A 22,433-nucleotide genomic window follows, 5' to 3' on the forward strand; every position below is an offset into this window, starting at 1 on the left:
GCGATATGGATGAAAACTCAAAGAATAGATAAAATATTAGGCAATATGGGATATGGAACAAGAAAAAAAGTAAAATATATAATTAAAGATGGAAGGGTTAAGGTAAATGGAGAGCTTATAAAAAGTAGTAGCATCCATGTAAAGCCTAATGAAGATACAATAGAGGTAGATGGAGAAGTACTAGAGTATAAAGAATTTATATACATTATGATGAACAAACCTCAAGATGTGGTATCTGCTACATTTGATCATAGAGATGAGACAGTCATTGATTTACTAGAGCCTATACATCAAGTATTTGAGCCTTTTCCAGTAGGACGCTTAGATAAAGATACAGAAGGATTGTTAATCCTTACAAATGATGGAAAGTTATCTCATGAATTATTATCTCCTAAAAAGCATGTTCCAAAAACTTATTTTGCATGTATTGATGGAATGGTAGGACAAAAGGATATTGATTCTTTTGAAAAAGGAGTTATATTAGATGATGGATATAAAACTTTACCTGCAAAGCTTAAAATACTAAAAAGTGATGATACATATGAAATCGAGTTGACTATTGTAGAAGGAAAATTTCATCAGGTAAAAAGAATGTTCGAATCTGTGGGCAAAAAAGTAACATATTTAAAAAGAATATCTATGGGAGAATTATCTTTAGATGAAGATTTAGAATTAGGAGAATATAGAGAGCTAACAGAAGAAGAGCTAGACAAATTAAAAAATAGATAAATTATTTTAAAAGAAGATTTTTTAGCAGTCTTCTTTTAATTTATCAATAGCTTCAAAGGAGATGAAAAAAATGGATCATTTAAGAGATGAAATAGATAAAATTGATCAAGAACTAATAAGATTATTTGAAGAAAGAATGAATATTGTTCTACAAATTGTATCATACAAAAAAGAAAATAATATTCCCATACTTCATTTCAAAAGAGAAGAAGAGGTAATTCGTAAAAATATGTCTTATGTAAAGGATTCATATTATGAAAAATGGGCAAGAGAGTTTTTACAAAATATAATGGAGATCAGTAAAGAAATACAAAAAGATAAAATTTCAAGAAAATAATGGGTAAGGGTATGAATAAAAAATATTAGTACTTCGGGAGTTGAAAAAATGAAAATATTAATTATTAATGGTCCAAATATAAATTTTTTAGGGATTCGAGAAAAAGATATTTATGGAGAAATGACTTATGATAATTTATGTACATATCTATACAAAGAAGCTAAGAAAATCAATATTGATATAGACATAGTTCAAAGTAATGTAGAAGGTGAAATTATTGATTATATTCAAGATGCTTATAAAAAATATGATGGAATCATTATTAATCCAGCAGCGTACACCCATTATAGTATTGCAATTTATGATGCATTAAAAGCTGTCAATATAAAAACTATAGAGGTTCATATTTCAAATATTCATCAAAGAGAAGAGTATAGAAAAATCTCTGTTACAGCTCCAGCTTGTATAGGTCAAATATGCGGAATGGGAGTATATGGGTATACACTTTCTATGATGGCATTAAAAAGGATAGTCAAATAACCTATCCTTTTTAATATGTTAGAAGCATATAAATTTTAATACATTATTGTGCATCTTCTATGGGCAGAATATCCTTTTCGTCTAGTACTTCAAGCTTTTCTTCTTTTGTATCTTCTATAAGTACTTTTTCATTACTTTCAATAGGAGATTCATCTTGTTTTTCTTCACTTCCATCAAATAAAGACATAAGCTTCATCATTTGTGCTATTTTTTTGAAATTATCTATATTTTTTATTTGCTCTTTAGGAAGCATAGGGCCTATGGCTTCGATAATATTATTGACTTGAGCAGAAAGATCTTCTCCACCAGATTGTATAGCTTTTTTGATTTTCATGACGTTTTTTACATCTTTCATTTTATCTACCATAGATATGACGTTTTGTATATTTTCAAGATTTTCTCTGCTTTTTTCATCCATAGAGTCACCAAAGATATTAAGCACTTCTTTAAATATATTGATATTACGTTTCATAGAAGAAGATTGAGATTGTGTCATGTTATTTTTAAGATCATGTAAATGACTCGCTTTCTTTAGATTTTCTAAAAGATGATATACTCGATCTAAAGTATTTTCGTTTAGAGCAGGAAGTTTTGGTTTTTCATAATGAGTTGTACTTAGTGCAGGAGTAAATTTTCGGTTTTTTAAAAAAATAAAAAGACAAAATGGAACCATAAACATAAAGATATTATTGTTTAAAAACGTAAGACTAGCAATACTTAGTTCTTCTTCAGGTATAAAAATCTCTTTTTTTTGAGTAGGAATCAGTTCATTCATATTCTTCCTCCTAAAAATCAAATCTTACTTTATCATATGCAATATAAAGAATAGTGTTACTAAAATGAAAAAGATTTGAATGTAATAAATATATAAAAATCATCATAGATTGAATTGAGAATAACAATTTAAAATATGGAGGTGTATAAATGAGTTCATTTGATAAAAGTAAAGTGGAAAAGTTAATGCAAAATATGGGGAATATAAAACCTACAGATGAACAGATGGAAATGATAGAAGGATTATCTGAAAAATATAAAAATCAAAATGAGGAAGATATGTTAGAGGAACTTAAAAAATTAAAAAGTAGCATGATGAAAAATACAAAAAAATACAAAAAACAAATGGAAGCATTGAATCAATTAAAAGATTTTTTAGATGAGGAACAAAAAAAGAAACTTGAAAAAGTGATGGATTTTTTAAATGAAAAATAGGCTAAAAATTTAGCCTATTTTTTCTTTCCTGCAACAATGTAAATAATGTCATCTAAAGAACTATTAGATGGAATATCAAATTCACCTGATTTTAGTTTGGAATCCATACCCAACTCTGTTACCCTATCAATAAATTTTTGAGGATCATCAATTAATCCATTTTCCTTTAATATTTGTGCAATACCCATTCCAAAGGTTCCATTTGGAATATTGATAAGCAAAGTAGATACTTGTTTAGAATTATTTTCTGTTTGAGAGCTTTTTTCTTCATCATCAACAGAAGGTTTTTGGGAAGATGGATCAGAGGATTGTTCAGTTTTTGTAGATTCTTTTTGTATATTTTCTGGTTTTGAAGAATGAGCTAATGAATCTGTAACTTTCCAAGTGATTATAGTAGACATAAACAGTATAATGATGAGTGCTAAAAGCAAATCGCTCGTTTCATATAGTACATCTTTAAATTTTTCCCACATGTATGATGACCTCCATTTTTGTTTTTGAGGAAAATATCTATTTCTATTAATAAGAATAGCACAAGTAAGGTATACTTTTCAATATAAAATAGAGGATACTATTAAAGAAAAGAAGTTTATGGCATAATAAAGTAGAGGTGAAAGAAATGAGAAAAATATACATAGAAAAAAATGAAGCAAATCAAAGAATAGATAAATTTCTACGTAAATATATAAATAAAGCTTCTTTAAGTTTTATTTATAAAATGATTCGAAAAAAAAATATAAAAGTGAATCATAAAAAAGTTTCAAATGATTATCTTTTACAAGAAGGAGATTACATAGAATTATTTCTGAGTGAAGAAACAATAAAAAGTTTTATAGAGCAAAAACAAATTCATCAAGTCAAAAGAACATTTCATATTATTTATGAAGATGACAATATGATTGTAGTGGACAAACCACAAGGGCTACTGGTTCATGAAGACCATAGTCAAGATAAAAATACATTAATCAATCAAGTGATTAAGTACTTATATGATGAAAAAAAATATGATCCACAAAAGGAAAAAACTTTCGTACCTGCTAGTGTCAATCGATTAGATCGAAATACTAGTGGAATTGTAATTATAGGAAAAAGCTATCAGGGATTACAAAGTTTAAATGAAATGATTCGAGAAAAGGATTGTATTCGAAAATATTATTTAACCATTGTAAAGGGGAGAGTAGAGCATAAAAAAGAATTAAAAGCGTATTTAGTAAAGGATGAAAAAACAAATAAAGTACAAATTTTTTCTAAAAAAGCTCTCAATGCAAAAGAAATTCATACTATTTATACACCAATTGAGTGGAATCAAGAATATAGTTTATTAGAAGTAGAGATTGTTACAGGAAGAAGTCATCAAATTCGAGCACATTTGTTGAGCATAGGACATCCAATTATAGGAGATCAAAAATATGGGGATTTAAAAACAAATAAGCTTTTTAAAAATCTAAAAAGTCAGTTTCTACATGCTTATAAAATTGATTTTATAACCTGCAATAAAAATTTAAAATATTTGGAGGGGAAAAGTTTTCACAGCCCATTACCAGAGGAATTTAAGAAAATTAAGAGCAGATTATTTCAATAGATGAGGCAAAAGGGGGGGAATAAATGGATAAAACAAACTATATTATAATAGAGCAATTCATCAAACATTATGATTATACAGGTGCTTTAGAATTTATAAAAAAAGAAAATTATCATCAAACAAATTCATTGTTATTAGTTTGTAAGGATAGCATGAATTTTGATTTTCAATCAGCTTACTATCATATTCAAGATGTAGAAAATGATGAATTTCATAAAAGATTACAATATTTAAAAAATAATTTAAAGGATTTGAGAAATGGAAAGCCAGATACAATTTTGTCTGAATTAATAGAGAATACTAAAATACAACTTTATAATGAACAGTATATAGATTTTTTAAGCAGAGTATATCGATTAAAGGAAGCTATCTTAAAATATATTTTTGCAATTCATCATGTAGAGAAAGATAAATTTTCTTTTATGAGTGATGTAGCTTCTAAAAGAATGATTTTAAAAGTTTTAAAAAGAAAATATAAAATATATAATCCAAATTTAAGCTTTTCTATTACCACATATATCAATAAATATCTTTTAAAGGATAGACGATATATGGACGCTTTAGAAGTTATTAATAGCTCTCAAATGAATGAAATTATTGAAATGAGACATGATTGTATTGCAGGACATGGTTTTAAAGGTGTAAATAAAAAAGATATTATAAAGGTATATAAAGATCCATATTTAATTTTAGAAGACTTTTGTGAGGTACTCAAAAGAATTGGGGTAAGGATTAGCCAAAATAAATATGATAAAATCAACAGACATATTCTTATAACCTTTGCAAAGGAAGATTGGTAATTGTTTAGATTGATCATAAGTGATACAATAATGAATAGAAAATCTGTAATAAGGGGAGATCAAAATGAAGAAAGAAATTTTAGAATGGATCAAAACCATTGTTATATCTGTAGTTATTGCACTTATCATTACAACTTTTATAAGACCTACTTTAGTGAAGGGAGAGTCTATGTATCCTACGTTGCATGAGTATGATTATTTGATTATTAATAAAATACCTTATATGATGCATACTCCAGAAAAGGGAGATATCGTTGTATTTCAGTCACATCTTTTGACAGAAGATGGAAAAGAGAAGGACTTGATCAAAAGGGTCATAGGAGTAGAAGGAGATCAAATACAAGTCAAAGATGGAGACGTATTTGTAAATGGAAAAAAATTAGAGGAGTCTTATATTAATGGAGATTATACATCAGGTGAAGTAGATATGAAGGTTCCAAAAGATATGATTTTTGTTATGGGAGATAATAGACTCAATAGTTTAGATAGCCGTGATGAAAGTGTAGGAGCTATAGATATTGATACAGTTAGAGGAAAAGTACTTGTTCGCTTGTTTCCATTTAATAAAATAGGAAAAGTGTATTAAAAACTTAGATGACTTTATCTAGGTTTTTGTTTATTTAAGCAACGGAAATTCTCGATCAAATGGAAGAATTTCGCTTAGGCTATGAGCAATTTCTCTAGAAATATGCGAATTTTTTGATAAAACTTGCACATCCTAAATAGTGAAAATAGAAAGGAGGTATTTTATGAAAGTAAAAGATTTGATGACCAAAAAAATTGCAATGGCAAATCCTGATACGCCACTTTCTCAAGTAGCAGAAAAAATGAAAGAATTAAATGTAGGTTCTATCCCAGTGTGCGATGAGTCTAAAAAGGCTATTGGGATTGTTACAGATAGGGATATTGTTTTAAAAGGTGTATCAACAGGAAATATTAATATGGATGCTCAAAGTGTAATGTCTAATCATTTGATTTATGCAACACCTGAGATGGATGCTCATGAAGCAGCAAACATTATGGCGAAACATCAAATAAGAAGATTGCCTGTTGTAGAAAATAAAAAATTAGTAGGAATGTTAGCCATAGGAGATTTGGCGACTATCAATATTTATGTGAATGAAGCAGGAGATGCACTTAGTAATATATCTCAACCAAGTAGACCCATTATGTAATAGAAAAAAGTTCCTGAAATTTCAGGAACTTTTTTAAAGATAGAAGTTTTAATTTGAAATATTGGGTATAATATAAGAATATGATTTAAAATAAGAAGTTTCTTATAAGGGGGATCATACATGAATAAAATAAATATCATAGTAAACAATCAAGAGAAAATAGAAGTGCAAAGAGGAATTTCAATTGAAGAATTAAGTGATCGTTTTAAAGATGATTATTTATCTACTATTGTAGCAGCTAAGGTAGATCATGATTTAAGAGAATTAACTCATACTCTACATAAGGATTGTAATATTGAATTTATTGATCTTTCTTCATCGGATGGTATTCGTATTTATCAAAGAAGTCTTTCTTTTGTTTTCATAAGAGCTGCTAAGGAAATTCTTTCAGATTGCAAAGTTACTGTAGAACATTCTTTAAGTAAAGGATTATATTGTGAAATTCACTATAAAAGACCCATCACAGAAGAAGATGTAGAAAAAATTGAAGATAGAATGAAAGAAATTATTGATGAAGATGTACCTTTTACCAAAAGTAGTATAGCTGTAGAAGATGCAAAAAAAATATTTAAAGATCTTGGTATGGACGCAAAAATGGAGCTTTTAGAATTTAGAGAAAATGATGAGATGAATATCTATAGCTGTGGATGGTTAAGAGATTATTTTTATGGATATATGGTACCAAGTACCAGATATTTAAAATTATTTAAGTTAAAATATTACGAACCAGGAGTAATTATACAACATCCTGAAAAAACTCATCCAAATGAAATTCCTGTATTTGAAGAACAAAAAAAATTAGCTACTATATTTAGAGAGGCCGAAAAATGGGGAAAGATTTTAGAAGTTCCTTATGTAGCCAATTTGAATAAAGTAATTTTAAATAAACAATATGCAGATATTATTCGTATTGCAGAGGCTTTACATGAAAAGAAAATTGCACAAATTGCAGATATGATTACACAACAAAACAAAAGGATTATTTTAATTGCTGGACCTTCTTCTTCGGGAAAAACTACTTTTGCTCAAAGACTGGCTATTCAATTAAAGGTAAATGGTTTAAAACCAGTAGCTGTATCTATAGATGATTATTTTGTAGATAGAGAACATACTCCAAAAGATGAAAGTGGAGAATATGATTTTGAAGCCATAGAAGCAGTAGATTTGGAATTGTTTAATGAGCATTTAAAAAAATTAATTCAAGGAGAGAAAATAGAACTTCCAAGCTTTAATTTTCAAAAGGGAAAGAGAGAATACAAAGGAAGATTTATGAAAATTAAAGAAGATCAACCTATTATTATAGAAGGTATACATGGACTGAATGATAGACTGACAGAATATATTCCCAAAGATCAGAAATTTAAAATTTATATTAGTGCGTTGACTCAATTAAATATTGATGATCATAATAGAATTCCTACTACAGATACTAGATTGATTAGAAGGATTGTAAGAGATAGCAAATATAGAGGACATTCAGCTCTTACAACTTTAAAATTATGGCAATCTGTTCGTAGAGGAGAAAAAAGAAATATATTTCCATTTCAAGAAGAAGCAGATATTATGTTTAATTCTGCTTTAGTGTATGAATTATCTGTTTTAAGAAAATATGCAGAGCCTCTTTTATTAGAAATTAAACAAGAGGATCCAGGATATATAGAGGCAAAAAGATTACTAAAATTTTTACATTATTTTTCTTCCATTAAAGAAGAGGATGTCATTCCTCAGACTTCTATTATTAAAGAATTTATAGGTGGAAGTTGCTTTGCAGACTAAACATATAAAAGATCCATTACAAAATTGTAATGGATCTTTTATATGTTTATAAAGAATATGGAAGGAATTATAAGATTTTTGTAGAAATTTATAATAAAATATATATATTGGAAATGGAGAAATAATATGATAGAAAAAACAAAAGAACATTATTTTTTTCCATTAAAGTATACGTACTTCATATTACTATTTATACTGTCTATTGTAGTATTTTATGTAAATATAAAAGTGAAAAATACAATTTCACATCTACATTCAGACTATATTTTTATTGGAATGAGAGCCTTAAAGTTTATAGGAATTATTATCTGTTTTATGATTTTTACTATTACAAATTACAAATATCGACAAAGTAAAAAAATAAGAATTATTATATTTTCGTATACTTTTTTTATGGTAGGAAGTTTACAATTTTTAGATATGCTTTTTTATACAAAAAAAATGATTACATTACAAATTGATACTGTGCCAAATACTCTTTTATTTTTAATTGTAGAGAAAATAGTATTGGCTTTAGGAATGTTGGCTGCATGTTTAAATCCTTATGATAAACAAGTGAAATGGAGAAGAAGAGCTTGCTTTGGAGTAAGTATATTGATTTTAACTTTTATTACATATATATTTTTTTCTATGTATGAAAATAATGGTTATAAAATATATACAGATCTCTATCAATATAGAAAGGCTTCAAGAATATTCATTAGTATATCTTTTTTGATTTGCATTTTTCAGTCTATAAAAGACTATAAAATGAATAAAGATAGAAATTTTATTATTTTTGCTGTAGGATTGAGTATATGTATTCTTTCAGAGGTTATATGTATATTTTGTACTGAAAAAGATAATTTATGTAAAATAGTAGGATATATTTATAGGGATATAGGTATTTATTTATTATTTCAGAGCATTTTTTTATATCATATAGAGAAACCTTATAAAACATTAAAATATTCAAAAGATAAAATAAAAAGATATGCTCAAGACTTAGAGAGAGTAGTAGAAAATAGAACTTGTCAAATTCAAAGTATTCATGAAAAGATGCTAAAAGATTTAGAGTATGCAAAAACAATTCAAGAATCTTTTTTACCTCCTTCATATTTTAAACTAGATCAAGTTAAGTTTGTATCAACTTATATACCGTGTGAAAAATTAAGCGGAGATTTTTATAATATATATCCTATAGGAAAAGAGCATATAGGAATGTATATTGCAGATGTGGCAGGGCATGGTGTAGCTGCTTCTATGATGAGTATTTTTGCAGATCATATTATGAAGCCTCTAGATTTTAATCATAATATGAGGGAAGAACTTTATCCAGATATAAATATATCTAATTTTTACAAAAAGTTTAATGAATCAAATTTTCCAAGTGAAATGCACATTGTTGTTTTTCAAGCAGTGTATCATAAAGAAAGCAAAATACTTTCTTATTGTTCAGGGGGAATGAATGTATTACCTATTTTAATGAATAAAGATGGAAAAGTAAGAATGCTGGATCAAAGTATTGGCTTTCCTATTTGTAAATTTGGAGAGTTTTTTATACCTCCCTTTCAAAAAGCACAAATTCAGTTAAAAAAAGGAGATCGAATTATTTTTTATACAGATGGACTGGAAGAAGTTTTAAGACATAATGAACTTTTAGAAAAAGAATATTTAATTCATATTTTACAAAAATATAGAAAAGGCTCTATAAATCAATTAAATGAAAAACTCAAAGATGAGATCAGAAAAATAGAAAAAGAATCCGTAGAAGACGATATTACATATTTTATTATTGAAGTATAAAGACTATGATGTTGTTCATAGTCTTTATACTTTAGAAGATAAAAAAGTTATGGAATCATATAGGGGATAGGGATTGTATAAGGCATAGGGGGTTGTTTATACAAGTGTCTTAAAATTTCATTGTAGCGATATTCACAAATATTCCAATTGATATTTTTTATAAATATGTCTAGATATTTATTTCGATCAATACCAAAATCAATCATATACGCATGCTCGTAGACATCTAAAACAAGAATAGGAAGTGCATTCCATATGCCTCCTTGGTCATGGCTGTCACACATATAATTTCGTATCTTGTGATCTATAAAATCATAAGAGGTTACAACCCAACCTCTTGCTGATTTTCCTGCATTTAAGAGATCTCTTTTAAAATTTTCATAGCTTCCAAAGTCATTTATCAATTTTTTTAATAAATTGCCATAAGGTGTGTGTATATTTCCTCCTAAATTTTCAAAATATAACTCATGAAGTTTTACTCCATTTAGTGCATAGCTTTCTCCTAGTTTTAAACATCTATAAGGGCTATAGGTAGGATTTGGATTTTCAAACTTTTCTTCTTTTAGTTTTCTCCAAATTAAATTAATTTTTTCTACATATCCTTTATATAGGGTATAATGTTGGGTAAGTTGATTGTTTGATATTCCTTTTATATCTTTAAAATCAAATATCTTAGGCGCAATAGGATTCATTATTTTATACCTCCGTTATAATAGTTAACACTATTATACAATATGCAGAGAAAATAAAAGAGGTTCATAAAGGTTAGGATCAAAAAGATAGGGTATATGAGAAAGGAGATATATAATGATTTATGTAGTTATGATTTTGATGTTTATAGGATTATTAGGAATTTTCATACCAGGAGTTCCTGGAAACGGATTGATTTTTTTATCTATTCTTGGATATGGGTTTTTAACTCATTTTGAGAAAATTAGTATAACTATGGTTATTATATTTAGTATTCTTACAGGATTATCTTTCTTATTAGATTATATATCGAGTGTTATGGGGGCAAAAAAGTTTGGAGCTACAAAAGCGGGTCTTATAGGAGGTTTTTTAGGAGGGATTTTAGGAATATTTATTTTAAGTTTACCAGGAATGATTTTAGGTCAGTTTTTAGGAACACTAATAGGAGAGCTGTATTATGGGAAGGAACTAAAAAACTCTATTTTCTCAGGAGTAGGAACCGTAATAGGTTTTATAGTAGGAGTCATTTTGAATATGACCATAGGAATTGGTATGATTAGTTTGTTTTTATGGAAAATTTTTAGATAGAATAGGAGGAAGTATTTTGATCAATATTGGATGTCATTTATCTATATCAAAAGGTTTTTATAAAGCAGCACAAGAAGCACTAAGTATCGATGCTAATACTTTTCAATTTTTTACAAGAAATCCAAGAGGAGGAAGTGCGAAAGCACTAGATATAGAGGACATTAAAAAATCAAACGAATTTATGAAACAAAATAATTTTGCACATATATTAGCTCATGCTCCTTATACAATGAATTTATGTTCATCCAAACCAGATATTCGTGAATTTGCAAAGACCATGTTAAAGAATGATTTAGAAAGGTTAAAACATATACCAAATAGTCTATATAATTTTCATCCAGGTTCACATACAGGACAGGGAGTAGAAAAGAGCATTGAGCAGATTATTCACGCTTTAAATGAAACCATAACAAAAGATACAGATACTTGGATTTTGTTAGAAACTATGAGTGGAAAAGGGACAGAGATTGGAAGATCACTTGAAGAAATCAAACAAATTATAGATAAAGTTGAATATACTAAAATAGGTTTATGCCTAGATTCTTGTCATTTGTATTCAAGTGGTTATGATATTGTGAATAATCTTAATGGGGTTATTGAAGAGATTGATTATATGATAGGAATAGATAAAGTAAAAGCAGTTCACTTAAATGATAGTAAACATGAATTAGGAAGTAATAAAGATCGGCATGAACTCATAGGAGATGGAAAGATCGGATTAGATGCTATTGTAAATATTATTACTCATCCTAAGTTAAGTCATATTCCATTTATATTAGAAACACCTAATGATGTAAAAGGACATGGAGAAGAAATAAAAATGTTAAAAGATAAATTAATAAAAACATGACCAAGAAATAAAATTCTTAGTCATGTTTTTATTATATATTAGGAAATATGAATTGTTATATAATTTTAGATAATAGAATAATTTTGATGACTATGGAATTTTAAAAATATTTTTCAAGTATATGGAACCTTATGCAAATCTTATCCATCTAATAAGTGTAATACTTAGCTAAGTAAAAAATAGGAGGATAACATGATGGAACTTATATCATTTTTCGATCATCGAAAAAAGACGTCGGTATATAAAGCAAAGAATGGAGATCAACAAGCATTTTTATCACTTATAGATGAAAATCGATTAAATGTGTATAGAGTGGCCAGAGGAATTTTAAAAAATGAAGAAGATATGAAAGATGCCATTCAAAATACATTGATCAAAGCATTTGAGAATATGTGTACTTTAAAAAAAGATGAATATTTTAAAACTTGGTTGATAAGAATTTTAATCAATGAGTGTAATGAAACATTGAGAAAAAACAAAAGAAGTATTTCTCTAAATGAAACTATGGATCACATTAATGAACAATACGATGATTATTATAAAAATATGGATTTAATTTATGCGATACATTCATTAAGTGAAGAATTAAGGGTGACAATTACGTTATTCTATTTTGAAGATATTTCTGTGAAAAGTATATCAGAGATTTTAGAAATTCCCCAAGGAACTGTTAAATCAAGACTCAATAGAGCAAGGACAAAGCTTAAAGAAATATTAGGGGAGGATGAATAATGATGATAAATCATGATAAGTTATTTGATATGAAGATGAAAGAAAAATTTAAAAATGAAGTTTATGAGATTCCAGAAAATATAAATGAAGAATTTGAGAAGACATTAACAATGATTATAAATCAGGAGGATAAGAATATGAAAAAGTTTAATAAAAAGAAAAAATCAACTGTTATAGCTGCATCTATTGTGTGTGTATTGTGTGCATCTACAATTATTATGCAAACTACTTTTGCACAAGAGATAGTCAATAAGATTATTAAAAGCTTATCTTTAAACAATATAACAATATTTGAAAACAAAGATTATAAATGGGAGGATCAAGAGATACCACAAGCAGCCAAGGGAAAAGTATTTGATAAAGATGGAAAAGTAATAGGAAAAATTACATTAGATAATAAAGATGAAATGTATAATGCAAATGGAGAACAAGTTTTTGGTATCGATACGGATGGAACATTAATAACAGAAGCAGTACAAAGGAAAAATGCCGAAAGAAATGCACAAGAGAATCCAGTAGATGATGTGATTGTAAAAGATTCTAAAAAGTTAAATGGATATACTCGTTTTGATGTAAAGTTACCAGCTTATGTACCAGAAGGTTTTGAATTTGATTATGGGGAGTTTTATAAAGATGATGATGGAAAGATCGTTGATGAAGCGTGTGCTTTATATTTTATAAACCACAAGACAGAAGAAACAATATTTATATCTCAAACTTATATATGCGAAGAATCATCAGCAGAAACTGCATTTAATAACATTAAAAAGGTTAAAGTGAATGGAAAAGACGCCATTGTAGGTGATGAAGGAATTGTTTGGGAATTTAATGGAGTAAGATATTTAATGTATACGTATAATCTAGGTAAAGATGAAAGTATAAAAATTGCTGAATCAATTCAATAAAATTTTAAAATAAATTTAGTTATAAAAGAGAGAGATATGTATAAAAACATATCTCTTTTTTCAATGCAAGAGTTAAAGCATTTCTTTTTTGTGAAGAATATAGAGAATAAAAAATCCTACCACAATAAATATAGCTGTAAAAATTGCTTCGTATAATAAACTCATAAAAACACCTCTTTTATGTATAGTATTTACAAACATAAACAAAATAAACTAAGACTAAATTGAATAAGGAAGGTGTGAAAATGAAAATTCTAATAGAAGTAATCATTCAAACTTTTTTAGCTTTTTTTTCAATACTTTTTATTACAAGGTTATTAGGACGTCAGCAGGTATCTGAATTAACTTTATATGAATATATCAATGGAATCACATTTGGATCTATTGCAGCAACTTTGGCTACAGATGTGAATCAAAAAACTTATCAACATCTTGTGGGACTTGTTTTATTTGGTCTTTTAACAGGAATAATTTCTATTATTTCTTTAAAAAGACGAAGTTTTCGTAAAATAGTAGATGGAGAACCTATTTTAGTGATTCAGGATGGAAAAATATTAGAGCATAATATCAAAAGAGCAAGATATAGCATAGATGATATCAATCAACTTCTTAGAGGAAAAGATTGCTTTTCCATAGATGAAGTTGCTTATGCTCTTTTAGAGATTAATGGAGAAATTAGTGTTATAAAAAGAGAAGATAAAAGAAATGTTACTTTAGGGGACTTAAATTTAAAAGGACAACAAGAAAGTATACCTACAGAAATTATTATAGGAGGCCAAATAATTTATGAAAATTTAAGAAAAAGAAAGATAACAGGAAAAAGTTTAATAAATCAATTAAAAATGTATGGAGTAAAAAAAATAGAAGAGGTTATGTATGCAAGCATAGATGAATATGGAAATTTATATGTAGATAAATATGACGATAAATTTAACAATTCATTAGATATGAGTGAAAATAACGAAGGGATATAGGACTGCAAAGAGCAGTCCTATTTTTGTAAAGGTTGTTTTTTGATAAAATAATCCATAATATCTTCAAAGGAAATAATACCTATTACCTTATGATTTTCAATAACAGGCATGGCAACAATATTATTTTCTCTCAGACGTCTGGCAATAGGTAAAATATGTTCGTTCTTTGTAGCAGTAATTACACTTTTACTCATTACCCATTCTATAGGACAACTTCCATAGTGTCCTGGATCGATTAAAAATCTATAAATATCTGCTTTTACAACCATTCCTACTAATTCATTTTCTTCATTGATGATAGGAGCGCCGTTGATATGATGTTCATTCATGATCTTCAAAACATCCTCAACAGTATCTTTCATCATAAAAGTAATAGCAGGGCAACTCATAATTTCTTGTACGATCATAAAAAAACCTCCTTTATTGCTTTTTTATTCATGAGAAAATTATGTATTTAATATAAATACCCTTTTTTAGTCAATGTAATCAATTTTATAAGAAATTTTATATTTACTTGTTTCATACAACTCTATTTCAATCCTTGGATTTTCTTTATCTATGCTATCAAATAGAAGTACTGGCTTTAATTGCTTATCATTTTCAATGATTCCACTTTTTTCTATACCATCACAAATACTCTTTGGATAATTGTGTAGATCCCCCATTCTCTTATCTGGAAAATATAATTTAATAATGGTAATAATATTTCCTGTTAAAGTAGATCCATCATACTGTTGATTGATATATCCTGCAATTTTATTTTCATAGGCAATATATTTACTGTGTTTTCCGTCCTTAGGCATCCATACTTGTCCATGAATATTTTTAAGTTTAAAATTTGATTTACTAATTGGTTTTCCCGGGACAGTAATTTTAATCATTTTTACACCTCCAAGGATATTTTAACATATAAGGTGCATATAATAAATTAAAGAAATGGCAATAATCTAGTCAAATATACATAAGGATGTGATCATTTTATGGATAGATTATTCAAGTGGATTAAATATATTTTTATAGGATTAACTATTTTTGTTGTAATTGACAAATTTATATTTGGACTGACTATTGTACAAGGAATGTCTATGCAACCTACCCTTCATAATCATGATAAAGTTTTTGTGAATAAAATAGCATACTTTTTGAAAAATCCTCATTATGGAGATATTGTGATTTTTCATCCTCCCATTGATGAAAGAAAAGATGAGCTTTTTATCAAAAGGATTATTGCAGTGGAAGGAGATGAATTTGTAATGAAAGGAGGAATATTATATATTAATGGAAAAAAAGTAGAGGAATCATATATTCAGCACGAGAACTATGAAGAAAGACTATATGAAGTAACCAAAGGAAAAGTACCACCAGGTATGGTATTTGTTATGGGAGACAATAGAAATGACAGTAATGATAGTAGATGTTTTGGATTTGTTCCTAAAAAAAATATAAAAGGAAAAGCAAATATAAGAATATGGCCTATGGAGGCTATACAAAGTTTTTCAAGCATTGAGAAGACAAATTAGTCTTCTTCTTTGTTTATTACTTAAAGAATACATGAACTTTTCTAAAAAATATGCATAAAGATAAGTAAAAGGAAAAATTGTAGAAATAAATGAAAGGATTTACATGTTTTGAATAAACTATACTAAAGGTATGGATCATGATAAAGGGGGAAGTTTATGAAACAAAGAAAAGAACTTTCTTATTTACAATTAAAAAAAAGTTATAACCCCGAGGATTTTTCTTTTTGCTCTACGGAAGAGTTAGATGTATTAGACGGAATTATAGGACAAAATAGAGCTGAAAAAGCAATGGAATTTGGACTTCTTGTAAAAAATTCAAAATATAATATATTTGTAACTGGACTTAAAGGAACAGGAAAAAAAAGTTATATTCAAAAAATAGTAAATGAAAAAGCAAAGAAAGAGAATATTCCAGATGATTGGTGTTATGTGTATAATTTTTATAATCCCAATCATCCTATTGCAATTCATGTATCTGCTGGAATAGGGAGAATATTTTCAGAAGATATGGATGAATTAGTAAAAAATCTTTTAGAAGAAGTTCCAAAGGCTTTTTCTGATGAAGGATACGAATTAGAAAAAGCAGAAATTGTAAAAAAATATAAGGAAAGTAGAGATATTCTTTTAGATGAATTATCAAAATATTGTTTAGAGAATGGATTTACTATAAAAAATACAACTAAGGGATTTGCCCTAACACCTACTCAAGATGGAGAAGCAATGAGTGATGATGTTTATGAGAAACTAGATGAAGAAGAGAGAGAGAGAATAGAAAGAAAAGCACAAGATGTTGAAATGAAGGCTGTAGAATTTTTAAAAAAGATAAAGCAAATTGAAAGTACTACAAAGGAAAAAATTTCACAACTAGATAAAAGTATCGCTATAAATACAATAAAACCTTATATAGATTATTTAGTCAATAAATATAAGAAGTATGAAGAAATTATGAGCTATTTAGAAGATATACAAGAGGATATGATAGAAAACATATATGTTTTTGATAGATCAGAAAGTGAACAAGAAGAAAAGGAAGAAAATTTTTTAAAAAGATATAGAGTGAATTTATTTATTGATAATAGTGAAAATGAAGGAGCTCCTGTAGTTGTTGAATACAATCCTACTTATAATAACCTTATTGGAAAGATTGAATATGAAAATGAACAAGGCTCTCTTAGAACAGATTTTACAATGATTAGACCAGGAGCTATTCATAAAGCTAATGGAGGATATTTGATTTTACAAGCTAGTGAAGTTTTAATGAATGTAAAATCTTGGGATAGTTTAAAGAGAATTATACGCACAGGAAAAATTAAGATAGAAAGCTTAAGAAGTCAATTAGGAGTTGTAGATATTGCTTCTTTACAACCACAGACCATTCCTATTTCTATGAAAGTGATTTTAGTAGGAAACCCATATTTGTATAATATTTTATATGCTTATGATGAAGATTTTGAAAAATTATTTAAAATAAAAGTAGATTTTGATTCTGTTATGGATGCGACAATGAGTCGTGCAGAAAAAATGGCAAGATTTTGTAAGTTTTTTTGTACAAAGGAGAATTTAAGACATTTAGATCCTAGTGGAGTAACAAAAATATTAGAATATAGTCATAAGATTGCTGGAAGTCAGAAAAAATTTACCACCAGATTTAATAAAATTGTGGAATTGTTGATTGAAGCAGATGCATGGGCAAAACTAGACAAAAGCTCTTTAATTACAAAAAATCACGTAAAAAAGGCATATAAAGAAAAAATCTATAGGAATAATAAAATAGAAGATAAGCTTGAAGAAATGTATCATACAGGAAAGATTTTATGTAATTTAAAAGGAAAAGAAATAGGAAAAATATATGGTTTATCAGTTTTGGATCTGGGTGACTCTATATGTGGAAAGCCTGCTGCTATAACAGTTACTACATTTTGTGGAAATAAAGGGATCATTAATATTGAAAGAGAAGTAAAAATGAGTGGAAGTATTCATGATAAGGGAGTAATGATTTTAGAAGGATATTTAAGTGAAAAATTTGCTCAAGAGTATCCTTTGAATTTAACTGCAAAAATTTGCTTTGAGCAAAGCTATAATGGAATAGATGGAGATAGTGCTTCTAGTACAGAACTTTATGGAATTTTATCTAGTTTAAGCAAAATTCCTATTTCTCAAGGAATTGCTGTAACGGGATCTGTAAATCAAAAGGGTGAAATACAGCCAGTAGGAGGGGTAAGTGAAAAGATAGAGGGTTTCTTTTCTCTATGTAAACATTTTGGTTTAACAGGAGAGCAGGGTGTAATTATACCTTGTCAAAATATAGATGATTTGGTCTTGTTTGATGAAGTAATAGAAGCAGTCAAAGAAGGAAAATTTCATATTTATCCTATTGCTAATATTCAAGAAGGAATAGAAATTTTAACAGAAAAATCATTTGATGAAATTTATAAAAGATGTAGAGAAAGATTAAACAAATTTAGAAGTAATATAGAAAATAAGAGTAAAAAAGCAAGACGAACAAAAAGATAGAAACTCTATTGAGTTTCTATCTTTTTGTTATCTTTTAAAGCAATGGATAGATCAATATGGGAATTCTTTATACCGTTTAAAAGTGCATCATATAGATCCGTAAGCTGTATTTGTCTTGCAAAAGTATCTTTCATAAAAAATTTACTAACCAAAATTTGATGAACACTTCCTATAAAGATTAATGCAGAAAGATAAGGATCTATATCTCTAAAAAGATTTTGATGAATCCCCTCTTTGATAATACTTGCAATAAATTGTACTTTAGCTTCTCTTTGTCTTTGCATTATTTTTTTTATTTCAATACCAATGTGCTGAGATTCTTGTATAAATATATGTGCCAAATCTCCATATTGTTTAATACATTCTTCTTCAAGAACAATATAGATTTTTAATTTGTCAATAACAGATTCTTCATTCTTCATAGATTCTACAAGTTGATGAAAATATACATCCGTATAGTATTGAATCATTTTCAAAAATAAATCTTGTTTACTTTTAAAATATTCATAAAGGGTTCCTTTACCAATACCTGCTTTAGAGGCTATCTCGCTTACCTTTGCTTTATGAAATCCATCTTTACAAAAAATTTTCATGGCTGCTTGAATAATTATTGTTTGTTTTTCATTTATATTTAGCATCATAAACCTCCAATGTTATAATACTAATGACTTTCTTGAATAGGTTCTTTTTTTCTTTTAAATTTAGATTTTATTTTTGATGATAAATCATCAAAAATAGTATACACAACAGGAATAAAAGATAAAGTAAGAACCGTAGATAAAGTAAGTCCACCCACTACAACAGTAGCCATTGGAGCTTGTGTTGCTGCTCCTTCTCCCAATCCTAATGCTAAGGGCAAAAGCCCTAATACAGTAGTTAAAGTAGTCATTAAGATAGGTCTAAATCTAGTAGATGCAGCTTCTTTAATAGCTTCTTTTCGATTCAGACCATTGCTTCTTAATTGATTGATATAATCTACTAAGACAATAGCATTATTTACTACAATTCCAGCTAACATGATAATTCCTATAAAGGCTGGAACAGATAAAGCTCTATTTGTTAAGAAAAGACCTATAAATCCTCCTGATAAAGCAAAGGGTACAGAAAGCATAACAGTAAAAGGATGTAGTAAAGATTCAAATTGAGATGCCAAAATCATATATACAATGATGATAGATAAAGCGAATGCTTTAACAAGGCTTGAAAATGCGTTCATCATCTCTTCTTGTTGGCCTGTAAAATTGTATCCATATCCCGATGGAAGAGGATATTCATCGATCTTTCTTTTTATATCATCTGTTACAGATTTTAAATCTCTTCCATTTAAATTAGAAGAAACAGTAACAGTTCTTATTTGATCAATTCTTGAAATTTGAGTAGGAGAATTTCCGTACTCTATTGTAGCTACCTGTCCCATAGGCACCATTCCTGTAGATGTTTTGATTAAAATGTGTTTCATATTTTCAACAGATGATTTTACTTGATCATCTAAGGAAATTTTTACATCGATTTCATCACCAGAAATTTTCAAAGTAGTAGCTTTTGTTCCATCTACTGAGGATTTTAAACCATTAGCCAAATCATCAGTAGTAATACCATAAAAGGAAGCTATTTTTCTATTTAAGGTAATTTTTGCTTCAGGAGCTCCTTCCTCTGTATCTAAAGATACATCAGCAGTTCCAGAAACAGATTTTGTAATTTCTTTAAAATCTTCACCAATAGATTTTAAAATATCTATATCAGCTCCTTTGATTTGGATGGCTATAGCAGAACTGTCTCCTCCTCCGCCTCCTGACATAGAAGAAGATTCATTTACGGTAATATGTGCACCAGCGATGATTTGTACTTTTTCTCTCACTTCATTTACTATTTCCTCTGTAGATCTTTTTCTATCTTTTTGATTTATCAGTACACAATTTACAGTAGATGTATTAGAAGCTGAGGTTGAAAAGCCTTCTTTAGAAGAAACAGTTGTAAATATTTTTTCTTTTTCAGGAATATCTGTTATCATTTTTTCTACTTCTGCAACGATTTCATTTGTATCTTCAAGACTAGTTCCAAATGGAACTTCAATATTTACAGTAAAAGATCCTTCATCTTCCTTTGGAAAAAATTCTCCTCCTACTAACCCAATTAAACCAAGAGAAGAAATAAATATGAATAATCCTATAAAGATAGTAGTTTTTCTATGGCCTAAAGAAAAGTCTAATATTCTTTGATAGAAGTTACCTAATTTATCAATCAAATAGGAGAATATATCAAGGAATTTTCCAATAGAAAATCCTGTATGTTTTCTAGATTTTACTTCTCCTACTTTTAATATTTTTGAAGAAAGCATAGGTACAATAGTTAAAGAAATTACTAAAGATGCAAGTAATGAAAATGTTACAGTAAAAGACAATTGCTTAAATACAATAGCAGTAAATCCTTCTACAAATACAATAGGTAAAAATACTGCAATGGTAGTCATAGTAGAAGCAAATACTGCCATACCTACTTCTTTTGCACCCAATATAGCAGCTTCTTGAATGTCTATTCCTTTTTCTTCTCGTAAACGATAAATGTTTTCTAAAACAACAATGGAGTTGTCTACAAGCATTCCTACTCCTAGGGCTAATCCTCCTAAAGAAATAAGGTTTATGGTAAGTTTACCAAAATACATAAGAGCAAAGGTTGAAACAATAGATACAGGAATTGCAATCCCTACAATGAAAGTAGAGCGTATATTTCTTAAGAAAAGATAGAGAATAACAACAGCTAAAACTCCTCCAAATAAAGCGTTTTTAGTAACATTATCAATGGAATTATTGATAAATTCTGATTGATCTACTCCTACTGTAATATCAATTTGAGAATAGTCTTTTTTTACAATTTCCATTTCTTCTAGTATTTTTTTAGCTACAGTTACAGTATTTGCTATAGACTGTTTTTTTATGGAGATTCCTATTGAATTTTTATTATTTACTCTAATTAAACTTTCTTTTTCTTTGTAATCCAAGCTAACGCTAGAAATGTCTGAAAGTTTAATGATATCTCCATTTTTTAAAATGATAGGAATATTTTTAATATCATCTATAGATTTAAATTCTCCTGTAGTTCTTATCAAAAGTTCTTTTGAACCATTTTTAACTTTTCCTCCAGGAAGATTCATATTTTCAGATCTTAATATATTTTGAATTTGAGACAATGAAAGTTCATATCCAGATAATTTTTCTTGATTGATTTTAATTTTCACTTCTTGTTCATTTCCTCCATAAGTGTCTACAGAAGCTACTCCATCAATTCTTTCAAATCTAGATACAATCTCATCCTCTACTAAGGTTTGGAGTTTACCTTCTTCTAAATCAGAAGAAATTCCTAATTGTATAATTGCTTGAGCATTAGGGTCAATTTTTAATACCATTGGAGTAGAAGCATCATCTGGAAGCATTTTTTTGATTAAATCAACCTTTTCTCGCATTTCAAGAGAGGCCATATCCATATTTGCACTAGATTCAAATTCAGCAACTACAATAGAACTTCCTTCTCTAGAATAAGAATAAATCTTTTTAAGCTTGCTTACAGTTGCTACAGATTGTTCTATAGGTTTTGTAATTAATGTTTCAATTTCCTCAGGAGCTGCTCCGCTATAGTTTACAGATACGATAGCTACAGGAATTTCCATTTCAGGATAAAGATCGATAGGAATTAAGGTAAGAGAAACAATACCCAATAATACAGCAATAAGCATGAACATGAGGGTGGTGACAGGTCTTTTTACAGATGTTTTTGATATATTCATATAATC

24 protein-coding genes are annotated in these 22,433 nt (G+C 28.0%); 17 read left to right on the top strand and 7 right to left on the bottom strand.

Annotated elements, in window-relative coordinates; translation table 11 throughout:
- Positions 1 to 9: 9 nt before the first annotated feature.
- The 3 genes from EK368_RS02295 to aroQ all read left to right on the top strand — a co-directional run bounded on the left by EK368_RS02295 (position 10) and on the right by aroQ (position 1,546).
- The gene (locus tag EK368_RS02295; protein ID WP_129596120.1) at positions 10 to 729 is read left to right on the top strand and encodes a pseudouridine synthase; all 720 of its coding nucleotides are present in this window, start codon (positions 10 to 12) and stop codon (positions 727 to 729) included.
- A 70-nt stretch (positions 730 to 799) separates the two neighbouring features.
- On the top strand, positions 800 to 1,066 hold the full coding sequence (locus EK368_RS02300; protein ID WP_243109337.1) for a chorismate mutase: 267 nt from the start codon (positions 800 to 802) through the stop codon (positions 1,064 to 1,066).
- 48 nt (positions 1,067 to 1,114) lie between these two features.
- On the top strand, positions 1,115 to 1,546 hold the full coding sequence (gene aroQ / locus EK368_RS02305; RefSeq protein WP_129596122.1) for a type II 3-dehydroquinate dehydratase: 432 nt from the start codon (positions 1,115 to 1,117) through the stop codon (positions 1,544 to 1,546).
- Between the two features lie 43 nt (positions 1,547 to 1,589).
- On the opposite strand, the gene EK368_RS02310 is transcribed toward aroQ, so the two are convergent.
- Positions 1,590 to 2,321 (bottom strand): hypothetical protein, encoded by a 732-nt coding sequence (locus tag EK368_RS02310; protein ID WP_129596123.1) that lies wholly within the window; start codon positions 2,319 to 2,321, stop codon positions 1,590 to 1,592.
- Positions 2,322 to 2,470: 149 nt separating this feature from the next.
- Between EK368_RS02310 and EK368_RS02315 the strand changes: the two genes are divergently transcribed.
- The gene (locus tag EK368_RS02315; protein ID WP_129596124.1) at positions 2,471 to 2,755 is read left to right on the top strand and encodes a hypothetical protein; all 285 of its coding nucleotides are present in this window, start codon (positions 2,471 to 2,473) and stop codon (positions 2,753 to 2,755) included.
- Positions 2,756 to 2,769: 14 nt separating this feature from the next.
- Here the strand turns inward: EK368_RS02315 and EK368_RS02320 are convergent, their stop codons facing one another.
- A complete protein-coding gene (locus EK368_RS02320; RefSeq protein WP_129596125.1) occupies positions 2,770 to 3,228 on the bottom strand; it encodes a hypothetical protein in 459 nt (152 codons plus the stop codon).
- A 146-nt stretch (positions 3,229 to 3,374) separates the two neighbouring features.
- Here EK368_RS02320 and EK368_RS02325 point away from each other — a divergent pair, with 146 nt between their 5' ends.
- The 6 genes from EK368_RS02325 to EK368_RS02350 all read left to right on the top strand — a co-directional run bounded on the left by EK368_RS02325 (position 3,375) and on the right by EK368_RS02350 (position 9,873).
- Positions 3,375 to 4,337: an RluA family pseudouridine synthase gene (locus tag EK368_RS02325; RefSeq protein ID WP_129596126.1), complete on the top strand. Its 963-nt coding sequence runs from the start codon at positions 3,375 to 3,377 to the stop codon at positions 4,335 to 4,337.
- 23 nt (positions 4,338 to 4,360) lie between these two features.
- On the top strand, positions 4,361 to 5,137 hold the full coding sequence (locus EK368_RS02330; protein ID WP_129596127.1) for a hypothetical protein: 777 nt from the start codon (positions 4,361 to 4,363) through the stop codon (positions 5,135 to 5,137).
- Between the two features lie 64 nt (positions 5,138 to 5,201).
- Positions 5,202 to 5,723, top strand: coding sequence for a signal peptidase I (gene lepB / locus EK368_RS02335; protein ID WP_129596128.1), 522 nt, complete (start codon positions 5,202 to 5,204; stop codon positions 5,721 to 5,723).
- Between the two features lie 163 nt (positions 5,724 to 5,886).
- On the top strand, positions 5,887 to 6,312 hold the full coding sequence (locus tag EK368_RS02340) for a CBS domain-containing protein (protein WP_129596129.1): 426 nt from the start codon (positions 5,887 to 5,889) through the stop codon (positions 6,310 to 6,312).
- A gap of 120 nt (positions 6,313 to 6,432) precedes the next feature.
- Positions 6,433 to 8,088: a nucleoside kinase gene (locus EK368_RS02345; RefSeq protein WP_129596130.1), complete on the top strand. Its 1,656-nt coding sequence runs from the start codon at positions 6,433 to 6,435 to the stop codon at positions 8,086 to 8,088.
- Between the two features lie 126 nt (positions 8,089 to 8,214).
- Entirely contained in the window at positions 8,215 to 9,873 is a 1,659-nt protein-coding gene (locus EK368_RS02350) for a SpoIIE family protein phosphatase (RefSeq protein ID WP_129596131.1), read from the top strand.
- 47 nt (positions 9,874 to 9,920) lie between these two features.
- Here EK368_RS02350 and EK368_RS02355 read toward each other — a convergent pair whose 3' ends face one another.
- Positions 9,921 to 10,565, bottom strand: a complete 645-nt coding sequence (locus EK368_RS02355; protein WP_129596132.1) for a superoxide dismutase — start codon at positions 10,563 to 10,565, stop codon at positions 9,921 to 9,923.
- 115 nt (positions 10,566 to 10,680) lie between these two features.
- Between EK368_RS02355 and EK368_RS02360 the strand changes: the two genes are divergently transcribed.
- The 5 genes from EK368_RS02360 (at position 10,681) to EK368_RS02380 (ending at position 14,612) form a co-directional block, all read left to right on the top strand.
- Positions 10,681 to 11,151, top strand: a complete 471-nt coding sequence (locus tag EK368_RS02360; protein WP_129596133.1) for a DUF456 domain-containing protein — start codon at positions 10,681 to 10,683, stop codon at positions 11,149 to 11,151.
- 16 nt (positions 11,152 to 11,167) lie between these two features.
- Positions 11,168 to 12,001 (top strand): deoxyribonuclease IV, encoded by an 834-nt coding sequence (locus tag EK368_RS02365; protein WP_129596134.1) that lies wholly within the window; start codon positions 11,168 to 11,170, stop codon positions 11,999 to 12,001.
- A 195-nt stretch (positions 12,002 to 12,196) separates the two neighbouring features.
- Complete coding sequence (locus EK368_RS02370; RefSeq protein ID WP_129596135.1) at positions 12,197 to 12,733, top strand: RNA polymerase sigma factor; 537 nt, start codon at positions 12,197 to 12,199, stop codon at positions 12,731 to 12,733.
- Positions 12,733 to 13,638: a DUF4367 domain-containing protein gene (locus EK368_RS02375; RefSeq protein WP_129596136.1), complete on the top strand. Its 906-nt coding sequence runs from the start codon at positions 12,733 to 12,735 to the stop codon at positions 13,636 to 13,638. Before EK368_RS02370 ends, EK368_RS02375 begins: the two co-directional genes overlap by 1 nt.
- Positions 13,639 to 13,883: 245 nt before the next feature.
- Entirely contained in the window at positions 13,884 to 14,612 is a 729-nt protein-coding gene (locus tag EK368_RS02380; protein WP_129596137.1) for a YetF domain-containing protein, read from the top strand.
- A gap of 17 nt (positions 14,613 to 14,629) precedes the next feature.
- Here EK368_RS02380 and EK368_RS02385 read toward each other — a convergent pair whose 3' ends face one another.
- Complete coding sequence (locus tag EK368_RS02385; protein ID WP_129596138.1) at positions 14,630 to 15,019, bottom strand: CBS domain-containing protein; 390 nt, start codon at positions 15,017 to 15,019, stop codon at positions 14,630 to 14,632.
- 66 nt (positions 15,020 to 15,085) lie between these two features.
- Complete coding sequence (locus EK368_RS02390; RefSeq protein WP_129596139.1) at positions 15,086 to 15,493, bottom strand: RusA family crossover junction endodeoxyribonuclease; 408 nt, start codon at positions 15,491 to 15,493, stop codon at positions 15,086 to 15,088.
- 99 nt (positions 15,494 to 15,592) lie between these two features.
- Between EK368_RS02390 and lepB (EK368_RS02395) the strand changes: the two genes are divergently transcribed.
- Both lepB (EK368_RS02395) and EK368_RS02400 read left to right on the top strand, forming a co-directional pair.
- The gene (gene lepB / locus EK368_RS02395) at positions 15,593 to 16,132 is read left to right on the top strand and encodes a signal peptidase I (protein ID WP_129596140.1); all 540 of its coding nucleotides are present in this window, start codon (positions 15,593 to 15,595) and stop codon (positions 16,130 to 16,132) included.
- Positions 16,133 to 16,288: 156 nt separating this feature from the next.
- The gene (locus EK368_RS02400; RefSeq protein WP_129596141.1) at positions 16,289 to 18,646 is read left to right on the top strand and encodes a Lon protease family protein; all 2,358 of its coding nucleotides are present in this window, start codon (positions 16,289 to 16,291) and stop codon (positions 18,644 to 18,646) included.
- 5 nt (positions 18,647 to 18,651) lie between these two features.
- Here the strand turns inward: EK368_RS02400 and EK368_RS02405 are convergent, their stop codons facing one another.
- Positions 18,652 to 19,284, bottom strand: coding sequence for a TetR/AcrR family transcriptional regulator (locus tag EK368_RS02405; RefSeq protein WP_165000295.1), 633 nt, complete (start codon positions 19,282 to 19,284; stop codon positions 18,652 to 18,654).
- Between the two features lie 23 nt (positions 19,285 to 19,307).
- Positions 19,308 to 22,427: an efflux RND transporter permease subunit gene (locus EK368_RS02410; protein ID WP_129596143.1), complete on the bottom strand. Its 3,120-nt coding sequence runs from the start codon at positions 22,425 to 22,427 to the stop codon at positions 19,308 to 19,310.
- Between the last annotated feature and the right edge of the window lie 6 nt (positions 22,428 to 22,433).

Source organism: Anaerophilus nitritigenes (assembly GCF_004138215.1).
Lineage (GTDB): Bacteria > Bacillota > Clostridia > Peptostreptococcales > Thermotaleaceae > Anaerophilus > Anaerophilus nitritogenes.

Excerpts from the sequence above, each read along its gene's own strand:
- EK368_RS02295 (WP_129596120.1), top strand. The coding sequence starts at position 10 with ATGAAAACTCAAAGAATAGATAAAATATTAGGCAATATGGGATATGGA.
- EK368_RS02300 (WP_243109337.1), top strand. The coding sequence starts at position 800 with ATGGATCATTTAAGAGATGAAATAGATAAAATTGATCAAGAACTAATA.
- aroQ (WP_129596122.1), top strand. The coding sequence starts at position 1,115 with ATGAAAATATTAATTATTAATGGTCCAAATATAAATTTTTTAGGGATT.
- EK368_RS02310 (WP_129596123.1), bottom strand. The coding sequence starts at position 2,321 with ATGAATGAACTGATTCCTACTCAAAAAAAAGAGATTTTTATACCTGAA.
- EK368_RS02315 (WP_129596124.1), top strand. The coding sequence starts at position 2,471 with ATGAGTTCATTTGATAAAAGTAAAGTGGAAAAGTTAATGCAAAATATG.
- EK368_RS02320 (WP_129596125.1), bottom strand. The coding sequence starts at position 3,228 with ATGTGGGAAAAATTTAAAGATGTACTATATGAAACGAGCGATTTGCTT.
- EK368_RS02325 (WP_129596126.1), top strand. The coding sequence starts at position 3,375 with ATGAGAAAAATATACATAGAAAAAAATGAAGCAAATCAAAGAATAGAT.
- EK368_RS02330 (WP_129596127.1), top strand. The coding sequence starts at position 4,361 with ATGGATAAAACAAACTATATTATAATAGAGCAATTCATCAAACATTAT.
- lepB (WP_129596128.1), top strand. The coding sequence starts at position 5,202 with ATGAAGAAAGAAATTTTAGAATGGATCAAAACCATTGTTATATCTGTA.
- EK368_RS02340 (WP_129596129.1), top strand. The coding sequence starts at position 5,887 with ATGAAAGTAAAAGATTTGATGACCAAAAAAATTGCAATGGCAAATCCT.
- EK368_RS02345 (WP_129596130.1), top strand. The coding sequence starts at position 6,433 with ATGAATAAAATAAATATCATAGTAAACAATCAAGAGAAAATAGAAGTG.
- EK368_RS02350 (WP_129596131.1), top strand. The coding sequence starts at position 8,215 with ATGATAGAAAAAACAAAAGAACATTATTTTTTTCCATTAAAGTATACG.
- EK368_RS02355 (WP_129596132.1), bottom strand. The coding sequence starts at position 10,565 with ATGAATCCTATTGCGCCTAAGATATTTGATTTTAAAGATATAAAAGGA.
- EK368_RS02360 (WP_129596133.1), top strand. The coding sequence starts at position 10,681 with ATGATTTATGTAGTTATGATTTTGATGTTTATAGGATTATTAGGAATT.
- EK368_RS02370 (WP_129596135.1), top strand. The coding sequence starts at position 12,197 with ATGGAACTTATATCATTTTTCGATCATCGAAAAAAGACGTCGGTATAT.
- EK368_RS02375 (WP_129596136.1), top strand. The coding sequence starts at position 12,733 with ATGATGATAAATCATGATAAGTTATTTGATATGAAGATGAAAGAAAAA.
- EK368_RS02380 (WP_129596137.1), top strand. The coding sequence starts at position 13,884 with ATGAAAATTCTAATAGAAGTAATCATTCAAACTTTTTTAGCTTTTTTT.
- EK368_RS02385 (WP_129596138.1), bottom strand. The coding sequence starts at position 15,019 with ATGATCGTACAAGAAATTATGAGTTGCCCTGCTATTACTTTTATGATG.
- EK368_RS02390 (WP_129596139.1), bottom strand. The coding sequence starts at position 15,493 with ATGATTAAAATTACTGTCCCGGGAAAACCAATTAGTAAATCAAATTTT.
- lepB (WP_129596140.1), top strand. The coding sequence starts at position 15,593 with ATGGATAGATTATTCAAGTGGATTAAATATATTTTTATAGGATTAACT.
- EK368_RS02400 (WP_129596141.1), top strand. The coding sequence starts at position 16,289 with ATGAAACAAAGAAAAGAACTTTCTTATTTACAATTAAAAAAAAGTTAT.
- EK368_RS02405 (WP_165000295.1), bottom strand. The coding sequence starts at position 19,284 with ATGCTAAATATAAATGAAAAACAAACAATAATTATTCAAGCAGCCATG.
- EK368_RS02410 (WP_129596143.1), bottom strand. The coding sequence starts at position 22,427 with ATGAATATATCAAAAACATCTGTAAAAAGACCTGTCACCACCCTCATG.